Raw genomic sequence first — 19,183 nt, 5'->3', positions numbered from 1 at the left:
AAAAAGAATTTTTTTCTTCGTCTTTTTTTGGAGTGAGTGCCCTGAAAGCAGTTGGCAGATGCCGGCTACTTTCAGGAGATTGAGGATCAATGCCACAATCCCGAAATTTCATCGAGGTCCTGGAGTAGAAATCGTCGGAATGGACATCAGCCTTTTCTCACAAATGCAAAAAAGAGCTGTCCCAAAAGTCATGAAAATGACTTTTGGGACAGCTCTTTAAAGCTTATTTCGGCAATAGATCACAGGCGACTTTTAAGATATGGTGATTCTCCATTTCAACAATAGACCATTGACAACCTTTTTTTACAAAGCGATCACCAGTCTCAGCTTCAATTAGCTGATGTTGTATCCATCCCGCAATCGTATCAATATCTTCGCTGTCTTCAAACTCAAAATCGAAACGTTCTTCCAAATCTTTTAACAGGACGCGACCGTTTAGAAGATAGCGTGTCTCGCTTTCCTTAATAATTTCCTCATCTTCTTCTTCATCAAACTCATCTCGGATTTCTCCGACAATTTCCTCTAGTATATCTTCCATTGTAATCAAACCAGAAGTTCCACCATATTCATCAATGACAAGAGCGATATGCGTGCGATCTTTTTGCATTCTTACTAAGGCATTTTGAAGCGGTGTTGTTTCATGGAAATAAGGGAGATCGTGAATAAGTTCCAACATTTCAAAATGCCCGTTAACAGCGTAATGCGTCAACACTTCTTTCGCATTGATAAATCCAATTAAATCGTCTTTGTCTCCGTCTTTTGCGATAGGATAACGTGTAAAACGATGGTCACGGATTTCAGCTAGAAGTTCCTCAGCTGATAAGTCATCTGAAAAGGCAATCATCTGAGTGCGAGGAATCATCACATCTTTTGCACTGCGTTCATCAAAAGCAAAAATATTTTGCATATAAGACAATTCAGTTTGATTGATTTCCCCACTTTGGAAGCTTTGAGCCATGATAATTTTCAACTCTTCTTCTGAATGAGCTTGATCTTCTTTGGCAGGTTCCACACCAAAAATCCGTAACAGAATGCGAGCAGAGCCATTCAGAATGAAAATAAACGGATACATGATTTTACCAAACCAATAGAGAAAAGGTGATAATAATAGCGTCATGCGTTCAGCAAATTGAAGCGCTAGCGATTTTGGAGCCATTTCCCCGATGACAACGTGCAAAAATGTCACAAGCGAGAAAGCGATAAAAAATGAAATGACAGTAGAAGCGGAAGAAGGAACATCGAGCATTTCGAACAAAGGAAGCAAGAGCCGTTCAACAGTAGGTTTCCCTAACCAGCCTAATCCAAGAGCGGTAACAGTGATACCAAGCTGACAAGCTGACAAATAATAATCAAGATCACTGGTTATTTTTTTGACCAGTACGGCTTTTTTGTTTCCTTCATCAATCAATTGGTCGATGCGCGACATCCGGACTTTAACGACGGCAAATTCCGAGCCGACAAAAACAGCCGTTAACGCGATTAGCAAGACGAGTAAAGCTAGATTCAATATAAGTATGGGGTCCAATAAATTCCCTTAAATAAGGGATTCACCTCCGAAAGTAGTTGTTGAAGTTAAATTTACCATAATTTTACCGTTAAATATAGAGTAAAGCTTAATGCTCAGCAATGATCTGACGCGTGAGTTCTTTCACATCAATGGCTGTATCCTCATTAATTACATCATCTAGCATAACATTTTTAAAATAGCCAACACTCGTAGGTAGCGGCAGACCGAGCAGTTTAGTCAAAGCAATTCGATACATGACAACAAACTCCTTGTCGGTATTCCCGCGTTTTAACTCTGCAAAAGCTTCGTAAAATTGATCGAGTTTATCTGCCATCTCCAGCAAACGTCCTTCAATCGTTGCGTCTTTTCCTTCTTTCATACGGTCGAAAAAGACATCGCGGAATTCTTCTGGAATCTCACGAAGGATAAATTTCTCCATCATGCCTTCCTCCACTTTCGCAATCATTTCTTTTAATTCGGGAGATGCGTATTTGACAGGTGTTTTAATATCACCAATAAACACCTCTGCGAAATCGTGATTGATTGTTTTCTCATACAATGATTTCCAATCAATTTCTTGACCGGAACGTTCTTCGATTGTTGCAAAAAACATAGCATACTGACTGACTTTCCAGGAATGTGCTGCAACATTATGTTCTTCAAACTTAAACATTCCAGGTGCCCGAATAATTCGTTCCAAATCATTCAATGAAGTAAAAAAACGATGAATTCCCATAAAAACGCCTCCTCTAAAAACAACCATATAGGTTGAACTAATGATTGCTACTTGTCGATATTCCGCAAACCAGCCTGCTTGCCAGAGCCATGCCCAAAACGATGTAGAAAAGTCGCGTTCTTTCATCTGACAGAGATGAATTCCAATACATAGGTAATTTTCCTATCTTCAGCATACACGATTTTTAGTATAATAAAAATGATACTGAAAAAGCACGACAAAGGAGAAAAAAAGCATGACGGGTAAAACACATATTATCGGTGGCATAGCAGCAAGTCTTGCTTTTGCACAAATTACGAACTATGAACCAGTTCTTTTAGTAGGAGCAGGTGTGCTTGGGGCAGTGATTCCAGACATTTGTCATGGCGGGAGCAAAATCGGACGAAGCCTGCCTGTTCTTTCAAAAATAATCAATGGTCTTTTTGGTCACCGTACATTTACGCATAGTTTATTGTTTCTGGCATTAATCGCATGGTTACTAAGCAAATTCATGCCGGTTGAAGCTATTTCAGCAGGTTTGTTAGTAGGAATGATCAGTCATATTGTATTGGATATGGCAACGAAAAGAGGCGTTAAATTCTTTTTTCCATTCAAGTGGACGGTTCATTTTCCAATAACCGCTACTACAGGAGGCGCTTCTGAATCTTTGGTTTTCGCTCTTCTGTCTCTTCTGACCGTGTACTTTGGATACGGTGTTCTTCTTGCGCTCTAAGTGTTTCACTTTTAGGCCTTAGGGATATAAAAGCAAAAACTGATAGCAATATAGGAGTTGAAGGGCGACGATTTTAAATCGTCGTCCCTTTTTTGGAATTTTTTAGCGGGAAATAGAGTTATCTTAGTTTTCAACCTTGTTTCTATTGATAGAAAACTATACAATTACAGGAATAAATATTCAAAAAATCTAAAAAAATGGAGGGATCGTATGATTGCTGCAACATGGAATTGGATGTGGGAAAAGCATGATCAGGCCAAAGATACATTTCGTCTTTTTACCAACCCAGGAGCAGGTATTCCTGATGATCGTGACCGGGCAGAAGATGCCGGATCTTACGATGAACGTAAGAAAAAACGCAGCTATAATACACCTCAGTTAATTGGCTTGTTTCTCGGTCCGCTGCTATTTCTTTTAACTTTGCTTTTTTTTAATCCTGAAGGACTACCGCCTGAAGCGAGAGCGATACTGGCCAGTACTATTTGGATTGCGACTTGGTGGATTACGGAAGCTATTCCGATTCCCGCAACATCGCTTCTGCCCATTGTTCTTTTTCCAATGACCAACGGGCTTGATGTAAGCGCTACAACTTCGGCATATGGCAATGATACAATTTTTCTTTTCATGGGTGGCTTTATGATTGCTCTGACAATGGAAAAATGGGATTTGCATAAGCGAATTGCCTTAACGATTATTTCAGTCATTGGTACAAACACAGAACGCATCATTCTTGGCTTTATGGTGGCTACTGGGTTCTTATCCATGTGGATTTCCAATACAGCGACGGCCATGATGATGGTACCCATTGGTTTGGCCATTATCTATCAAGTATCAGAAGCGCTGAAAGATGACGCTTCAATTGATGCCTCAAAAGAAAATTTTGGTTTTGGTAAAGCACTGATGCTTGGAATTGCTTATTCTGCTTCACTTGGCGGGATTGCGACATTAATCGGAACGCCACCAAATACACTTTTAGCAGGGGCAATCAATGAAATTTACGGGATTGAGATTACTTTTGCTCAGTGGATGCTATTTGGTGTACCACTGGCGTGGATTTTTATTTTAGTTGCTTGGGTTTATCTAGTGAAAGTGGCTTATCCGCAAAAGTTGAAGCATTTACCAGGAGGAAGCGAAGTAATCCGCCAGCAGAAAAAAGACTTAGGCGTAGCTTCTTATGAAGAAAAAGCGGTCTTTGTGGTTTTCGTAGCAGTAGCGCTTGCTTGGATTAGTCGTTCATTTGTTCTCGATGCTTTTGCACCCAACCTGGAAATGACAGATGCAATGGTCGGTTTAATCGCCGCAATGATTTTGTTCATTATTCCATCCAAGAATAGAAAAGGTGATAATTTGTTAGACTGGGCGACAGCAGTCAAGTTGCCTTGGGGCATTTTGTTGTTATTTGGTGGAGGGTTAGCTATCGCTGCCGGATTTACCAATTCAGGTCTTTCTGAATGGATTGGAAATCAATTGATTGGACTGCAAGGTGTGAATGTTTTAGTCATTGTGTTGGTCGTAGCGGCTCTTGTGTTATTCCTGACTGAGATCACTTCAAACACGGCGACGGCTTCGATGATGTTCCCAATTATGGCATCACTTTCAGTAGCTCTTAGCATTCATCCGTATGCATTGATGGTCACTGCGGCCGTTGCAGCATCTTGTGCATTTATGTTGCCAGTTGCAACACCACCGAACGCAGTCGTTTTTGGCTCCGGCTATTTGAAGATTTCAGATATGGCTAAAGCTGGACTTGCACTTAATACCTTTGGGATTTTCTTTGTTGGACTCGCCGTGTTCTATTTCTTGCCGCTGGTTTGGGGCATTGACTTACTAACGATTCCAGATGAATTTTTAAAGTAGCGTTATTCATAGCAAAAGCAGGCTTACCTTCCGGTAGAGCCTGCTTTTTTTCTGTAAAATGTAACAGCTGCTATGTAAAGAAGTGGCAAAATGGCGGTAAAAAGAACAAGACCTGTCCAACCACCAGAGGTCCATAAAGGACTTAATAGAGAACTTCCGGCTGCGACACCCGTGTAGTAAGCTACTAAATACAAACTAGAAGCACTGCCTTTATGGTGAGTTGCTTGTTGACTTACAGAAGCAGCAGTTAAAGAGTGAGAGGTAAAAAATCCAAGGCAAGTTACGCAAAGGCCGACAACAATCATCCAAAGGTATGGACTAAGTGTCATAAAAATTCCAGCTGATAAAATAAACACGCCTGCTAAACGAACATTGCGCAAGCCAAACTTTTCAGCAACTCGACCAGCTATTGGTGAACCGATAACACCAATCCCATACGCAAAAAACAAATAGGATATGGCCTGTAGCGACATTGTAAAGGGAGGCGCCTCTAAATAAAAAGGTAAGTACGTCCAAATACCCGTAAAGGAAATTTGCAAAATTGTACCAAGACCAAAGACGATGAGTAGTGCAGGATTTTTTAAGTGAAACAAGAAGCCTTCTATATCTTTTGCAAAGCTTACTTGGCTAGCTTTAAAATTTCGTGATGGCGGCAGTAAATAAAGGACAACAACGAATATGAAAAGTCCCGTCACGGCAAAAGCATAAAAGGAAATTTGCCACGAGAAATGGTCAGTTAGGAAGCCTGTTAAAAAACGTCCCAACATCCCGCCGAGCGCGTTACTAGAAATATAAAGAGCAGTGGCATAGGCAATATTTTTTCTATCGATTTCCTCGCTGATATAAGCAAGTGCTACAGCAGGAACACCTGCCAGCGCAAAGCCTTGGATAAAACGAAGAATTAGCAGGATAGAAAATGAATCGGTCAAAGGAATGACGAAAAAAGGAATGGCTGAACCGAGTAAAGAATAAATGATATACGATTTTCTGCCGTTACGATCAGAAAAAAATCCGAGAATAATGAGTCCAAGTATTAAGCCGATAATGGTTAGTGACAAAGACAAGCTAGCCGTAGAGATCGGAACTTGAAATTCTTCTACAAAAACCGGAAGCAAGGGCTGTACAGCGTACATGTTCGCAAAAATAAATAAAGAAGCAAACAGAAGACTGAGGATGATTTTCCAAAACTGACGGTCTTTAACAGTATAGCGTTGCGAATCCATAGGTCACGTCCAATCGATACTCACTTTTTTTGTCTTAAGTAAATCAAAGAAATGACTTAAGAGTGAAGAGGCTTCATTATTTTCTATTCTACATAAGTTTATCGAAAGATTTTACTTTTTCGGTTAGATAGATGTGAAAGTTGATATTTCACAACGAGAGCGAGGAGAAATAGAGACTTTACGTTAAATTTCAACAAAATAAACAATTACAAAAGTAAACTTTCTCATCATAATGGAACAAAAAACCCGCATGCACAAAGGCAGCGGGAAAATTTTATAATTTATTGAAGAAAGAAAGAACTTGTTTTTTTGTAGGTTCTTGCAAACGGTAGCGCAATTCTTTGTTCTGGGTATTAACGATATGATAGGCCGGATTTTCAGCAACTGTGAATTTCCAATGGGGTTTGGTATTTTTCTTTTTAATTTGAAGTTCAGGAAGCATCATCTTTTTAGTGAAGCTTTCAAGTTTCGCCATTAAAAAGGTATCCATGTACCGTACGAGCAAAAAGCCTTGTTGACGTTCCGGATCGAACTTCGCCAAATTGAATTCACTGACGTCAAATCCCTTTTCATATCGCTGAACAGATGGGGACAGTACAAAACAATCTTCATTCATAAAGATAGTTGAGTTTCCTTGTTGTTTCAGCCCTAATTCTTCAACCAGAAAATCCTTGTTGACGAGACTCATTTCGCGTGCAGTAGCCATGTGATTCCTCCTAATATAACTCGTTGTTCTTCTATTATAACACTATTTAGCCATTTAAGGGACCTTAACGAATTTTCCGTTGATTTTGAGTCTAAGAGAGTGCAAAGGCTCAGGGCTATCGATTTAAAGGGATAAAGAGCGGTACTAAAAGTCAAGCCACAGCAGGACGAAAAAACTAGAAAAGTGAATAGTGTTACAATCTTAACGTGTCATAAGTTGTCTGAATTTTATCCTCGTAAAAGACAAAAAGGATAAAAGATTGAATTTTCTGTTATATTTATAGTAAATGATAAACAGAGGAAGGAGCGATTAAGATGTGTGGAAGATACTCGCTGTTCACTGATTACGCAGTATTAATTGAGCGTTTTACTATTGAAACGTCAAAAATTGATCAACATAGCTATTCAAAAAGCTATAATGTAGCACCTTCGCAACAAGTCCTATCAATCATCAATGATGGAGACAAAAATCGCCTTGGTGAACTCCGCTGGGGGCTGATTCCTTCATGGGCAAAAGACGCGAAAATTGGTTATAAGATGATCAATGCCCGGGCAGAAACGGTAGCGGAAAAACCTAGTTTTCGCAATGCTTTTAAAAAAAGACGCTGTTTGGTAGTGGCAGATTCCTTTTATGAATGGCAGCGCGCGAGCGCAGAAAAAATTCCGATGCGAATCAAATTAAAAACTGGAGAACCTTTTGCTTTTGCAGCTATTTGGGAATCGTGGACAGGACCTGATAACAAAATCATCAATAGCTGCTCGATCATAACGACAAGTTCAAATGTTTTAATGGAATCTATTCATGATCGAATGCCTGTTATTTTATCAAAAGAAGACGAAAAAACTTGGTTAGACCCACGTGTGGAAGATATTGAGATATTGAAGACCTTGTTGAAACCTTACCGAGCTGAAGATATGGAGGCGTACCGTGTCTCTGAAGAGGTCAATTCTCCGAAGAACAATAAACCCGAATTGATTGAAAAAGTTGGCTGAATCACGGAACCTTTACTGATCCAACTAGTCAAAGGGGGAATAACAATGAAGAGTGGCTTGGTATTAGAAGGTGGCGGAATGCGCGGCGTTTATACTGGGGGAGTGCTTGAGAAGCTACTAGAAGAAGAAATTTTTGTGGATTACGTAATTGGGGTTTCGGCAGGTGCTTGCCATGCATCTTCTTATGTCTCTAGACAAACCGGTCGTAACCGGGAAGTGACCATCGGCTATGTGAACCACCCTGAATATATTTCAATTAAGAATTTGCTGACTAAACGTGAGCTTTTTGGCATGGATCTGATTTTTGATAAAATTCCAAACAGTTTGGTGCCTTTCGATTACGACGGGTTTTACACTTCAACAGAAGAATTTGTAGTAGGTACCACAGATTGTCAGACAGGAAAAGCGGTATATTTTGAAAAGCAACGTCGACCGGAAGATGTGTTGACAATCGTCAGAGCTTCTAGTTCTTTGCCTTTAATGTCGCAGCCAGTAAAGTTTGACGGTAAACTATTGATGGACGGCAGTATTGCGGACCCACTTCCAATTCGTAAAGCACTATCAGATGGGGTGACCAAACCAATCATTATCTTAACTAGAGAAAAGGGCTATCGAAAAAAAAAGAGTCGATTTGCGAGAGTTCTACCATCGTTTGTCCGCAAGTACCCTGCTATTGCAAAGACAATGGAAAATCGGCACCTGTATTATAACGAAACGATGGAATTTATTGAGAAGTTGGAAAGTGAAGGTTTGGCTTTAGTCATCAGACCCTTTAACTTGTATAAGATCAAAGGCATCGAACGAGATCCTAAAAAGCTCGAAATTTTATACAATCAAGGCTATCAAGATGCGACAGACAAATTCAATGAAGTACTTTCTTTTCTTCAAAAATAACTTTTGCAATTTTGGAAAACACATCGTGGTAAAATTAGTTGAGGTGATTGATTTATGATTTGCAAACTAAATCATCAAGATGAACAAATTGCTAAAAATATTCAGCAAATCCAACAGCAGGCTTACCGTATAGAAGCTGAAATGATGGGCTTTTACGGAATTCCACAGCTCCATGAACCAATTTTGGAAATCCAACACAGTACAGAAATATTTATCGGATTCAACGAAGAGCAATTACAAGGAGTCATTTCTTATCAGGTCGAAGAAGGACTGATCGATATCCACCGGCTAGTTGTTGCCCCTTGTTATTTCCGAAAGGGTGTTGCTAAACAATTAATCGAATATGTATTGAGAAACTACCGGGGATATGAATTCATCGTTAGTACCGGTACTGCAAACAAACCGGCAATTGCTCTTTATCAAGCGTTTGGTTTTCAAGAAAAACGGCTAATTGAAGTAGCACCCGGTATTTATTGCACACAATTTAGCTTGAGCAATTAAATGCAAAAATACGATAATCAAATTCTAAAATAAAAGCTTGAGGTGTATTTATGAGATTAGATGACATTGATCGAAAGATATTGGCGTTACTGACCGGCAATGGCCGGATGTCATACGTAGATATCGGTAAAGAATTAAATTTATCCCGTGTTGCGATTCGTGAAAGGGTTCACCAGTTAACGGAAGCGGGAGTTATCGAAAGTTTTACAGTGGTAATCAATAGTGAAAAAGTCGGCAAAAAAGTTTCTGGATTTTTTGAAGTAGATTGCGAACCTGCTTCTTTGGTGGAAGTCGCTCAAGCTTTAGCAGACAATCCAAGTGTCGCGAGTTGCTATCAGATGACAGGACCATCCACTCTTCATATGCATGTGCTCGTTGACGATTTTGCTGGCCTTGAAAAATTCATTAACGAAGAACTATATGCGCTCGAAGGAATCACGAGAGTCGAAAGTCATATTCTCCTCCGACGATTTAAAAGTCGTACAGGAATGAAATTATAAAAGCCTGCAGCTTAAAAAGCTGCAGGCTTTTATAATTTCAAATTTCATAACATCTAGTGAATGTGCAAATAGTATGTAAGTTGAATGAAAGAAATCGACTTTTCTACATCGCTTCGGCCGCTTTGGGCATGTCTCTCGCAAGAAGCCAGGCAAAGTTCACCAGTCTTCTTACTTCGCCCAGCCTGTGGACCCGAAATCACAGCTGTTTTGTGGAATACCGAAAAATGGACATGATTAGTTCAACCTATAAAGTTATTTTTTACTTTAAGTTAGGTAAAAACGGATTATATTGAACTTTAAGAAAGCATAAATATTAAAAAAACATATTTTCGTAATTTAGATGTAGCTTTTTGAACAGTCTTGCACTATAATCAAAATTATCAAATTATTTCTTTTGGGAATCAATTTATACTAAATGCTTAACAAATGATTGGGGGGGTAAGATTGATTGCTTTAATAATACGCAGAACTTTGCAATTGCTGTTCCTGTTGCTCGGTATTTCATTTCTTGTATTTTCTTCAATGTACATTGCTCCGGGAGATCCGGCTGCTGTTATTGGGGGACCAACAGCTACAGAATCAGATATTACAGCAATTCGAGATAACCTCGGATTGAATGATCCTTTTCTTACTCAATATGTAAGATATGTGGGGAACGCAGTTCAAGGAGATTTTGGGTATTCTTATCAAACTACCCAACCAGTAGCGGATGCAATAATGATTAGATTTCCCAACACCTTGAAATTAGCAATTGCCAGCATGATTGTAGCGGTAATCATCGGAGTCTTGACCGGCCTAATTTCTGCATTAAAACAAAATTCTTGGTTGGATATCTCCGCCACAACCTTCGCACTAGCTGGGATTTCGATTCCGAATTTCTGGTTAGGTGCTCTATTGATTTTAGTATTTGCTGTAAATCTTCAGTGGTTGCCAGTTGGGGGAATGTCCAATCCCTTCTATACAATCGATGGTATTAAAGAATTAATTTTGCCTGCAATCACTCTCGGAACGGGTTCTGCGGCTATGATTGCACGAATGACTAGATCTTCTATGCTCGAGGTAATTCGTGCTGACTATGTTCGCACGGCACGAGCAAAAGGGGTTAAAGAAAGAAATGTGATATGGATTCATACGTTAAAAAATGCCATGATTCCAATCATCACTGTTATTGGCTTGAATTTTGGTCTCCTTCTGGGTGGAACAATCATTACTGAAAAAGTGTTTGCTATTAATGGTGTTGGACGTTTAATGATTGATGCCATTGCAGCCCGCGATTTTCCAATGGTGCAAGGTTCTGTTTTACTCGTAGCAACTTTGTTTGTAGTAGTAAATTTAATCGTGGATATCGTGTATACGTATATCGATCCACGTATCAAGTACGAGTAGAAGGGAGCGAGGAACCATGACCACAGTTCAAGCAGTGAAATTGAAGCCTAAAAAAAGAGAAAAGTATTATGTAACAACGATCAGACGATTGCTTAAGAATAAATTAGCTGTCGTAGGATTAATCATTGTCATCTTACAAATTTTAATAGCGATTTTCGCGCCATTTATTACAATTCACGATCCTATCAAACAAAATCTAGCAACCAGTGAAATGCCTGTTTTCAGTGAAGGACACTGGCTCGGAACAGATAATTACGGGCGTGATGTATGGAGTCGAATTGTCTATGGAGCTCGTATTTCTTTAGTAGTAGGAAGCGTGGCTGTCACTTTGGGACTTGTCGGTGGAATTATTTTAGGAATGTTGGCAGGTTATTACCGGAAAATGGATGCTGTCATCATGCGCTTTGTAGATTTACTGTTTTCGTTTCCCGGAATTTTGTTGGCTATGCTAATTATTGCAATTCTTGGTACAAGCCTAGTAAATGTAGCAATTGCGATTAGTATCTGGTCGATACCTACTTGTGCTCGTATTGTCAGAGGTTCAGTACTATCAATAAAAGAAAAAGAATACATTATGGCTATGCGTTCAATGGGAGCATCGGATCTTCGCATTATGACTCGTCATATTTTGCCGAATGCTTCAGCACCAATTATCGTTTTTGCTACTATGCGAATGGCTACAGCGATTTTATCGACAGCTGCTCTTAGTTATTTAGGACTCGGTGCTCAGCCGCCAACACCTGAGTGGGGAGCAATGATTTCGCAAGGACAAGATTTTATGTGGTCATCACCTCATTTAACTATTGTACCTGGAATTGCTATCATGTTGACCGTCTTTGCTTTTAACGTATTGGGCGATGGTCTTCGCGATGCGCTTGATCCAAACATGGATTTACAACAATAAAACATATAGGAGGAATTTATTCAATGAAGAAAAACTGGCTACTTTTATTAACATTAATCGGGTTACTAATTTTGAGTGCTTGTTCAGAAAGTACAATTCCAGAAGATGCAGAAGGTGGTGAAGGTTCAACTTCTTCAGAAGCTGTAGAACAAGAAGTGATTTATGCTTCTACTACAGATGCAGTCGGGCTTTCACCAACGTTGACAAATGATTCGGTATCTTCAAGTGTCATGTCTCAGGTTTATGAAAACTTGTTTGAACGCAATCCTGAAACAATGGAACTTGAGCCGAAATTGGCTGAGTCCTATGAAAATACCGATGAATTAACGTGGGTCATTAAGTTAAAAGAGGGCATTAAATTTCAAGACGGCACACCATTTAATGCGGAAGCAGTAAAGTATACATTTGAAAAATTAGTCGATCCAGCTACTGCAGCACCACGGGCTTCTCTACTGGAGCCAATTGATACGGTTACAGCAGTTGACGAGACAACTGTAGAAATTAAGACGAAATATCCATACGGACCTTTGTTAGCTGCCTTGTCCCACTCAAATGCAGCGATTATTTCTCCTACTGCTGATGAAGCACAGGATTTGATGCAAAACCCAGTAGGCACAGGTCCTTTCAAATTTGGAAGTTGGAGCCAAGGAGATCAAATCGTGTTGGAAAAGAACGAAGATTATTGGGATGGAGCTCCTGACCTAGATAGAGTGACATATAAAGTTGTACCTGAAATTTCAACAGCTATTTCTATGCTGCAAACTGGTGAAGTAAACTTTATCGATGCTTTGCCATCAGAGCAATTGTCACGTGTTGAATCTTTAGACAATGTGGAAGTTACGAAAAAGGAAGGAACGCCTGTTTATTACTTAACATTTAATCATTCGAAAGAACGCAATAAAAACCCGGATTTCCGTAAAGCGGTAGCAAGTGCAGTAGACCGTGATGCTTTCGTTGAAAAATTGAATGGTCTCGGTGTTAGAAGTGATAGCATTCTTGGGCCTCAAGTATTTGGTTATGAAGAATCAGCAGACAACGGTGGAACAGCCTACGATCCAGAAGCAGCTAAAAAACTGGTGAAGGAAAATGGATTTGGTGATGAACCGATTAAATTACTTGCAGCCAATCGCGACAACTTTATTTTAATGGCTGAAATTGTACAATCTCAATTGACAGAGGCAGGATTCAATGTAGAAATTGAAACAATGGAATGGGCTACTTTTCTTGATACAGCAAGAGCAGGGGAATATGATTTAACATTCCTAAGTTGGTCCAATGTGACAAGTGATGGTTCCGAAATGTTCTACCCGAACTTCCATTCTGATAACGTGGGTGCTTCGAACCGTGCACAGTACAGCAATCCGGAATTTGACAAACTTGTCGAAGCTTCTCGTACAACAGTTGATCAAGAAGAACGTAAAAACTACTTGGCACAAGCAAATCAATTGATGCTTGATGAAGATGCAGCTATTGTGATGTATCACGGCGTAGTGACTGCTGCTACGGATCAATCGATTCAAGGACTTCAACTCGATCCAAATGGCCAATGGTTCTTACAAAAAGTAATAAGAGAGTAGGGTGAATATGGCAGAGACATTACTTGAAGTGAAGAATTTAGTGACATCATTTCGTACAGCGGAAGGTTCATTACAAGCAGTTAGAGATGTCTCTTTCCATGTAGATAAAGGAGAAACCTTATGTATAGTCGGAGAATCAGGATGCGGTAAAAGTATTACTTCGCTATCTGTGATGCGACTGTTGCCTTCAAACGGCACTATTGAAAGTGGAGAGATTCTACTAGATGGTGAGCCTCTCGAAAAACTTTCACATGAACAGATGCGTAAACTTCGAGGTAATAAGATGTCAATGATTTTCCAAGAACCGATGACCGCATTGAATCCAGTGCTAACAATTGGCTACCAATTACGTGAACCTTTACTTTTGCATCATAAATTATCGAAAAGCGAAGCCAGTAAACAAAGCATCGAATTGCTGAAGCAAGTTGGAATTCCTAATGCTGAAAAACGGTTGAATCAATATCCTCACGAATTAAGTGGAGGGATGAGACAGCGTGTCATGATTGCGATGGCACTTGCTTGTCATCCGAGTTTCCTAATTGCTGATGAGCCGACAACGGCTTTAGACGTAACGATTCAGGCACAAATTTTAGATTTAATCAAAGATTTAAAAGACAAATTAAATATGGGGGTGTTGATGATCACCCACGATATGGGTGTTGTAGCAGAAGTTGCCGATCGAGTTATGGTCATGTATGCAGGGAAAAAGATAGAAGAAGGACCAGTACGTGAAATTTTTGAAAATCCACAGCATCCCTATACAATTGGTTTATTGAATTCAGTACCAAATGTAGATGATCCAGAATTTGAATTAGAACCGATTCCCGGGAATATGCCAGGGTTAAATGAAAAAATAACGGGCTGCCGCTTTCATCCACGCTGTATGTTTGCTATGGATAAATGTAAAACAGACGTACCTCCAGAGTTCAATGCAGGAAAAGGTCATCAGGCAAGCTGTTGGCTGTTAGACAAGGAGGTGGAATTTGTTGACAACAATCAAAGAAAAATCACCCTCGAAGTCTGAAATTTTACTAGAATTAGATGGAGTAAAAAAATACTTTCCAATTAAAGGGGGTATATTGAAAAGAGTCATAGGAAATGTCAAAGCGGTGGAATCAGTTTCCTTAAAACTCTATAAAGGCGAAAGTCTTGGAGTCGTAGGAGAGTCAGGATGCGGCAAGTCGACTCTCGGCAGAACAATTTTGGGACTTGAAGAACTTACTGATGGGAAAATTTTCTTTAATAAGCAGGAGATTCAAGATTTAAAGCGAAAAGAGAAGAAGAAGTTTGTTAAGGAAATGCAGATGATTTTTCAAGACCCTTACGCATCCTTAAATCCTCGTCAGCGAATCGGTCACGCATTGGATGAAGTGTTCAAGATGCATACGAATATGCCTTTGCAAGAAAGAAGAGATGCAGTGGAGGATTTATTGAAGGAAGTGGGACTGAAATCAGAGCATTATGATCGTTATCCGCACGAATTCAGTGGAGGGCAACGACAACGCATTGGAATCGCGAGGGCAATTGCCCTGAATCCCCAGTTTATCATTTGTGATGAAGCTGTTTCAGCGTTAGATGTGTCCGTGCAGGCCCAGGTGTTAAAGCTTTTGAAAACCTTGCAGGAAAAGTATGATCTTTCTTATTTATTCATTTCACATGATCTAGGAGTAGTTCGTTATTTTTGTGATCGCGTATTGGTCATGTATTTGGGTCATACAGTAGAGATGAGTGATGTGGCTAACATTTTTAAAAATCCACTTCATCCCTATACTCAAGCTTTATTGTCTGCAATTCCAAGGCCGACAGTAGATGCGAAAAAAGATCGAGTACGTTTGGTGGGAGATATGCCAAATCCATCAAATCCACCTTCAGGTTGTCCATTCCATACGCGTTGTCCTATCGTACAAGAAAGATGTAAAGTAGAAAAACCAGCCTTTATTGAACATGAAAAAGATCATTTTGCAGCTTGCCATTTTGCCGGATAATCAATAAGCCGAATGCGGAAGCGTTTCCGCATCCGGCTTTTATACTGACAGGAGGAGTTTTTATGGACTATTTACACAACCCATTTACAGCACAAAGACATACCGTATTTTCAAAAAAAGGCATGGTGGTTACGTCGCAGCCATTGGCGTCGCAAGCAGGCATTGAAATTATGCAAAATGGAGGTAATGCCATCGATGCAGCAATTGCCACAGCAGCGGCTTTAACGGTTGTTGAACCTACCTCAAATGGTATCGGTGGGGATGCCTTTGCGCTTGTCTGGGTCAAAGACAAGTTGCACGGCTTAAACAGTTCAGGTCCCGCACCAAAAAGTATTTCTCCTGAAGCGGTCAAAGCTTTAGGGTATGAGAAAATGCCGACGCACGGTTTAGTGCCTGTGACAGTTCCTGGAGTTCCAGCTGCATGGGCTGAATTATCGAAGAAGTTTGGTAAGTTGTCTCTAGCAGAAGCTTTAAAACCAGCAATCCGTTACGCAGAAGAAGGTTATCCATTAACACCGATTCTGGGTAAATATTGGCAAGCAGCCTACGCTAAATACAAAGATTCGTTTACAAGCGAAGAATACCAAGGATGGTTTGATACGTTTGCACCAAACGGCAGAGCACCTGAAATTGGAGAAATGTGGTCATCTCCTGGTCATGCCAAAACATTAGTAGAAATTGGTCAAACCGATTCACGTTCTTTTTATGAAGGAGCAATTGCAGAAAAAATAGATGCTTTCATGAAAAAACATGATGGGTTCTTATCTAAAGAAGACTTGGTAGCGTTTGAACCCGAGTGGGTAGAGCCCATTTCAACTGAATACCGTGGTTACGAAGTGTGGGAAATCCCACCAAATGGACAAGGCATGGTTGCTCTTATGGCCTTAAACATATTCAAAGAATTAGCACCACCGAAATGGCAGTCTGCTGAAACTTTTCATGAACAAATCGAAGCGATGAAGCTGGCGTTTACAGATGGTAAAGCGTTTATCACAGAGCCAGAAAATATGCCAGTCAGCACGGAGCATCTATTGTCTCAAGAATATGCGGCAGCTCGGGCTAAAACGATTAACGAAACTGCTGCGGATCCTGTACCATACGAATTGCCTAAAGGCGGTACAGTTTATTTATCTACTGCAGATGAAGAAGGCAATATGGTTTCTTATATCCAAAGCAACTACATGGGTTTTGGTTCGGGAATTGTTATTCCAGAAACAGGCATAGGGTTACAAAACCGTGGAGCGGATTTCTCATTAGATGCAGAACATCCGAATGTATTGGCTGGAGGAAAACGAACATTCCATACAATCATTCCAGGATTTCTTACGAAAAACAAAAAAGCAGTTGGTCCTTTCGGCGTGATGGGTGGCTATATGCAACCTCAAGGACATTTCCAAGTGATTACGAACACCATTGATTATTTAATGAACCCACAAGCAGCACTCGATGCACCAAGGTGGCAATGGATTGAAGGCAAGACCGTTCTTGTTGAGCCGGACTTCCCTAACTATTTGGCACAAGACTTAACACGAAAAGGTCATCATATCCAAGTAGCAACAGACAGTGGCAGTTTTGGAAGAGGACAAATCATTTGGCGCAACCTTGAGACCGGCGTATTATCCGGGGGCACTGAATCGCGTACAGATGGGGCGGTGGCTGTTTGGTAGGCGTCAAGAAAGTGGAGAAGCAGCAAGTCCAGCGTTCCCACTTGAAAATCAATAAGGACCTTTTTTTCGCATTTTTCCGCGTAGGTCTTCTCGGATTTGGTGGTGGACCTGCTGCTATTCCTCTTTTTCATCGTGAAGCTGTTGTCAATTACAACTGGATGACAGAAGACGAGTTCGGAGATACTTTAGCGTTGGGAAATACGATGCCAGGACCTATTGCGACGAAAATGGCAGGCTATATCGGTTATCGTGTTAATGGGGTAATGGGTTGTCTTGTCGCACTGGCTGCGTCAGTCATTCCGACAGTTATCTTAATGATTATTTTGTTGGGCATTTTACAAAAATACAAAGATCTTGAATGGGTCAATAGCATGTCAGCCGCAGTGGTTCCAGTTGTAGGCGTTATGTTGGCGGTAATGACGTGGGATTTCTTTCAGAAGTCAGGAAAAGCTTTAGGGTTAGGACGCGCCATTCTATTCACAGCGATTGCCATTATTTTACTAGAACTAATGGGAATCCATCCGGCTATTATCATCGTAGGTATTTTGATTGTTTCCTTCACTTCATTTAAGAAGGGAGTCGGACCGAAATGATTTACTGGTCTATCTTTTTAGCGTTTTTTATCCCCGGTATTTTAGGCTATGGCGGGGGGCCGGCCTCAATTCCGCTTGTGGAAAAAGAAGTAGTAGACCACTACGGCTGGATGACCACCCAAGAGTTTGGAGAAGTTCTCGCTTTGGGAAATGCTTTGCCAGGTCCCATCGCAACGAAAATGGCAGGATATATTGGTTATATGGAAGGCGGCATCCTTGGCTCTATTGTTGCTTTAGTTGCTTCAGTGGCGCCGTCACTTATTTTAATGGTGCTGTTGATGGTCACTCTTTTAAAGTACAAAGATTCACCAAAAGTCCAAAACATCACCAAATTAGTTCGCCCTGTAATTGCTGTCTTATTGGGTGCCATGACATTGCAGTTTTTTATGACATCTATTGATACATCAGGAACTGTACAGACTGTTATTCTAGTAGTCGTTAGCTACTGGTTGTTAGAAATGAGAAAAGTTCATCCAGCCTTCGTTATAATAATGGCACTCGGTTATGGTGCGGTGTCTGGAATCCTTTAGTTTTGTGTTTTCGAAAAAAATAAGTACACGAAGTCATCCGATTAGGGGTGGCTTTTTTTTTGTGAAAAAGACAGGCAGTATAATTTACTTTTAATTCAAGAACGTATATTGTAGATAACAAGGATAATTATTATCTACAATCGAAAGAGGGTGATTTGGGTGCACATGAAACCAGGTGTAGAACAATCTGTATATGCCGTTCTTCTATTAAATATGTTGCCTGATAAAGCGGTGCTACCAGGAGAAGCAATTAGTCAACAACTGGGAACTTCGCCAACTTATTTTCAAAAGCTTTTGAGGAAATTGGTCAGTGCGGGCTTAATCACTTCTGTACCAGGAGTTAAAGGCGGCTTTAAATTAAACAAAAATCCTGAAGACATTAGCGTATTTAATATATATGTAGCCATTGAAGGACAACAATCGCTTTATTCACCAAGTGGGGTGTTAGGAGATTTGCTGGAACTTGAAGAGCCTGAGCGGTGCTGCTTGCTGACAGATTTAATGATCCAAGCAGAAAATGCGTGGCGCGACCGGATGGAACAAGAAACAATTGCTTCTCTTTCCGAAAAGATGAAAGAACAACAGTTTCAAGAAAAAACGAAAAAACTGACCGATTGGCTGTCTCAAAAATTAGTCGGTTAAAAGCGAAAAGAGGAATAATGATGATTGATAGTTTACCACGTATTAACCAGTTAGCAAAAAAAGCGCGAGAAGAAGGACTGACCAATGCAGAAAAAGTAGAACAACAAGTATTGCGTGAAGACTATTTGCGTTCAATTCGTGGGCAAGTAGAATCAACTGTCACTAGTATGACGGTTATTGATCCACTTGGTGAAGACGTTACTCCTGAAAAAGTACGAACAAAAAAAGAAAATAATCTAATCATAGAAAGTTTAAACTAGAGAGGAAGAAC

Annotated in this window: 20 protein-coding genes; 16 read left to right on the top strand and 4 right to left on the bottom strand. The window is 40.2% G+C overall.

The annotated features are described in order from the left end of the window. Window positions 1-223: 223 nt before the first annotated feature. Together AJGP001_RS14740 and AJGP001_RS14735 are read right to left on the bottom strand one after the other, a co-directional pair. On the bottom strand, window positions 224-1,507 hold the full coding sequence (locus AJGP001_RS14740) for a hemolysin family protein (RefSeq protein WP_078080849.1): 1,284 nt from the start codon (window positions 1,505-1,507) through the stop codon (window positions 224-226). A gap of 106 nt (window positions 1,508-1,613) precedes the next feature. Beyond that, window positions 1,614-2,243 carry an HD domain-containing protein gene (locus tag AJGP001_RS14735; protein ID WP_058384309.1) on the bottom strand — a complete coding sequence of 210 codons (630 nt, stop codon included), beginning with the start codon at window positions 2,241-2,243 and terminating at the stop codon, window positions 1,614-1,616. 235 nt (window positions 2,244-2,478) lie between these two features. On the opposite strand from AJGP001_RS14735, the gene AJGP001_RS14730 reads away from it, so the two are divergent. Together AJGP001_RS14730 and AJGP001_RS14725 are read left to right on the top strand one after the other, a co-directional pair. After that, window positions 2,479-2,955, top strand: coding sequence for a metal-dependent hydrolase (locus tag AJGP001_RS14730; RefSeq protein ID WP_078080703.1), 477 nt, complete (start codon window positions 2,479-2,481; stop codon window positions 2,953-2,955). Between the two features lie 210 nt (window positions 2,956-3,165). Beyond that, entirely contained in the window at window positions 3,166-4,812 is a 1,647-nt protein-coding gene (locus tag AJGP001_RS14725) for an SLC13 family permease (RefSeq protein ID WP_071153110.1), read from the top strand. A gap of 23 nt (window positions 4,813-4,835) precedes the next feature. On the opposite strand, the gene AJGP001_RS14720 is transcribed toward AJGP001_RS14725, so the two are convergent. Beyond that, entirely contained in the window at window positions 4,836-6,035 is a 1,200-nt protein-coding gene (locus AJGP001_RS14720; protein ID WP_071153111.1) for an MFS transporter, read from the bottom strand. A 274-nt stretch (window positions 6,036-6,309) separates the two neighbouring features. After that, window positions 6,310-6,741 carry a hypothetical protein gene (locus tag AJGP001_RS14715; protein WP_058384313.1) on the bottom strand — a complete coding sequence of 144 codons (432 nt, stop codon included), beginning with the start codon at window positions 6,739-6,741 and terminating at the stop codon, window positions 6,310-6,312. 314 nt (window positions 6,742-7,055) lie between these two features. Here AJGP001_RS14715 and AJGP001_RS14710 point away from each other — a divergent pair, with 314 nt between their 5' ends. The 14 genes from AJGP001_RS14710 (at window position 7,056) to AJGP001_RS14645 (ending at window position 19,172) form a co-directional block, all read left to right on the top strand. Then, window positions 7,056-7,733 carry an SOS response-associated peptidase gene (locus AJGP001_RS14710; protein ID WP_071153112.1) on the top strand — a complete coding sequence of 226 codons (678 nt, stop codon included), beginning with the start codon at window positions 7,056-7,058 and terminating at the stop codon, window positions 7,731-7,733. A 39-nt stretch (window positions 7,734-7,772) separates the two neighbouring features. Beyond that, a complete protein-coding gene (locus tag AJGP001_RS14705; RefSeq protein WP_177167560.1) occupies window positions 7,773-8,627 on the top strand; it encodes a patatin-like phospholipase family protein in 855 nt (284 codons plus the stop codon). Between the two features lie 54 nt (window positions 8,628-8,681). After that, the gene (locus AJGP001_RS14700; protein WP_058384315.1) at window positions 8,682-9,128 is read left to right on the top strand and encodes a GNAT family N-acetyltransferase; all 447 of its coding nucleotides are present in this window, start codon (window positions 8,682-8,684) and stop codon (window positions 9,126-9,128) included. Between the two features lie 50 nt (window positions 9,129-9,178). Then, window positions 9,179-9,628: an Lrp/AsnC family transcriptional regulator gene (locus AJGP001_RS14695; protein WP_058384316.1), complete on the top strand. Its 450-nt coding sequence runs from the start codon at window positions 9,179-9,181 to the stop codon at window positions 9,626-9,628. Window positions 9,629-10,072: 444 nt separating this feature from the next. Further along, a complete protein-coding gene (nikB, locus tag AJGP001_RS14690; RefSeq protein ID WP_058384317.1) occupies window positions 10,073-11,014 on the top strand; it encodes a nickel ABC transporter permease in 942 nt (313 codons plus the stop codon). Window positions 11,015-11,030: 16 nt separating this feature from the next. Next, window positions 11,031-11,918 carry an ABC transporter permease gene (locus AJGP001_RS14685; RefSeq protein WP_071153114.1) on the top strand — a complete coding sequence of 296 codons (888 nt, stop codon included), beginning with the start codon at window positions 11,031-11,033 and terminating at the stop codon, window positions 11,916-11,918. 23 nt (window positions 11,919-11,941) lie between these two features. Continuing rightward, on the top strand, window positions 11,942-13,495 hold the full coding sequence (locus AJGP001_RS14680) for an ABC transporter substrate-binding protein (RefSeq protein WP_078080702.1): 1,554 nt from the start codon (window positions 11,942-11,944) through the stop codon (window positions 13,493-13,495). Window positions 13,496-13,502: 7 nt separating this feature from the next. Next, entirely contained in the window at window positions 13,503-14,519 is a 1,017-nt protein-coding gene (locus AJGP001_RS14675; protein ID WP_078080701.1) for an ABC transporter ATP-binding protein, read from the top strand. Further along, the gene (locus AJGP001_RS14670; protein ID WP_078080848.1) at window positions 14,482-15,480 is read left to right on the top strand and encodes an ABC transporter ATP-binding protein; all 999 of its coding nucleotides are present in this window, start codon (window positions 14,482-14,484) and stop codon (window positions 15,478-15,480) included. Before AJGP001_RS14675 ends, AJGP001_RS14670 begins: the two co-directional genes overlap by 38 nt. Window positions 15,481-15,542: 62 nt before the next feature. Next, window positions 15,543-17,147, top strand: coding sequence for a gamma-glutamyltransferase family protein (locus tag AJGP001_RS14665; protein WP_078080700.1), 1,605 nt, complete (start codon window positions 15,543-15,545; stop codon window positions 17,145-17,147). 11 nt (window positions 17,148-17,158) lie between these two features. Continuing rightward, on the top strand, window positions 17,159-17,740 hold the full coding sequence (locus AJGP001_RS14660) for a chromate transporter (protein WP_071153160.1): 582 nt from the start codon (window positions 17,159-17,161) through the stop codon (window positions 17,738-17,740). Beyond that, window positions 17,737-18,270, top strand: a complete 534-nt coding sequence (locus AJGP001_RS14655; RefSeq protein WP_078080699.1) for a chromate transporter — start codon at window positions 17,737-17,739, stop codon at window positions 18,268-18,270. Before AJGP001_RS14660 ends, AJGP001_RS14655 begins: the two co-directional genes overlap by 4 nt. A gap of 159 nt (window positions 18,271-18,429) precedes the next feature. Continuing rightward, window positions 18,430-18,912, top strand: coding sequence for an RrF2 family transcriptional regulator (locus AJGP001_RS14650; protein ID WP_071153116.1), 483 nt, complete (start codon window positions 18,430-18,432; stop codon window positions 18,910-18,912). A gap of 20 nt (window positions 18,913-18,932) precedes the next feature. Further along, window positions 18,933-19,172 (top strand): DUF896 domain-containing protein, encoded by a 240-nt coding sequence (locus tag AJGP001_RS14645; RefSeq protein ID WP_058384324.1) that lies wholly within the window; start codon window positions 18,933-18,935, stop codon window positions 19,170-19,172. Window positions 19,173-19,183 lie beyond the last annotated feature (11 nt).

It is taken from the genome of Planococcus faecalis (genome assembly GCF_002009235.1).
Taxonomy (GTDB): domain Bacteria; phylum Bacillota; class Bacilli; order Bacillales_A; family Planococcaceae; genus Planococcus; species Planococcus kocurii.
Note: the sequence above shows the minus strand (reverse complement) of the source record. Positions and strands in the feature narration are given on the sequence as shown.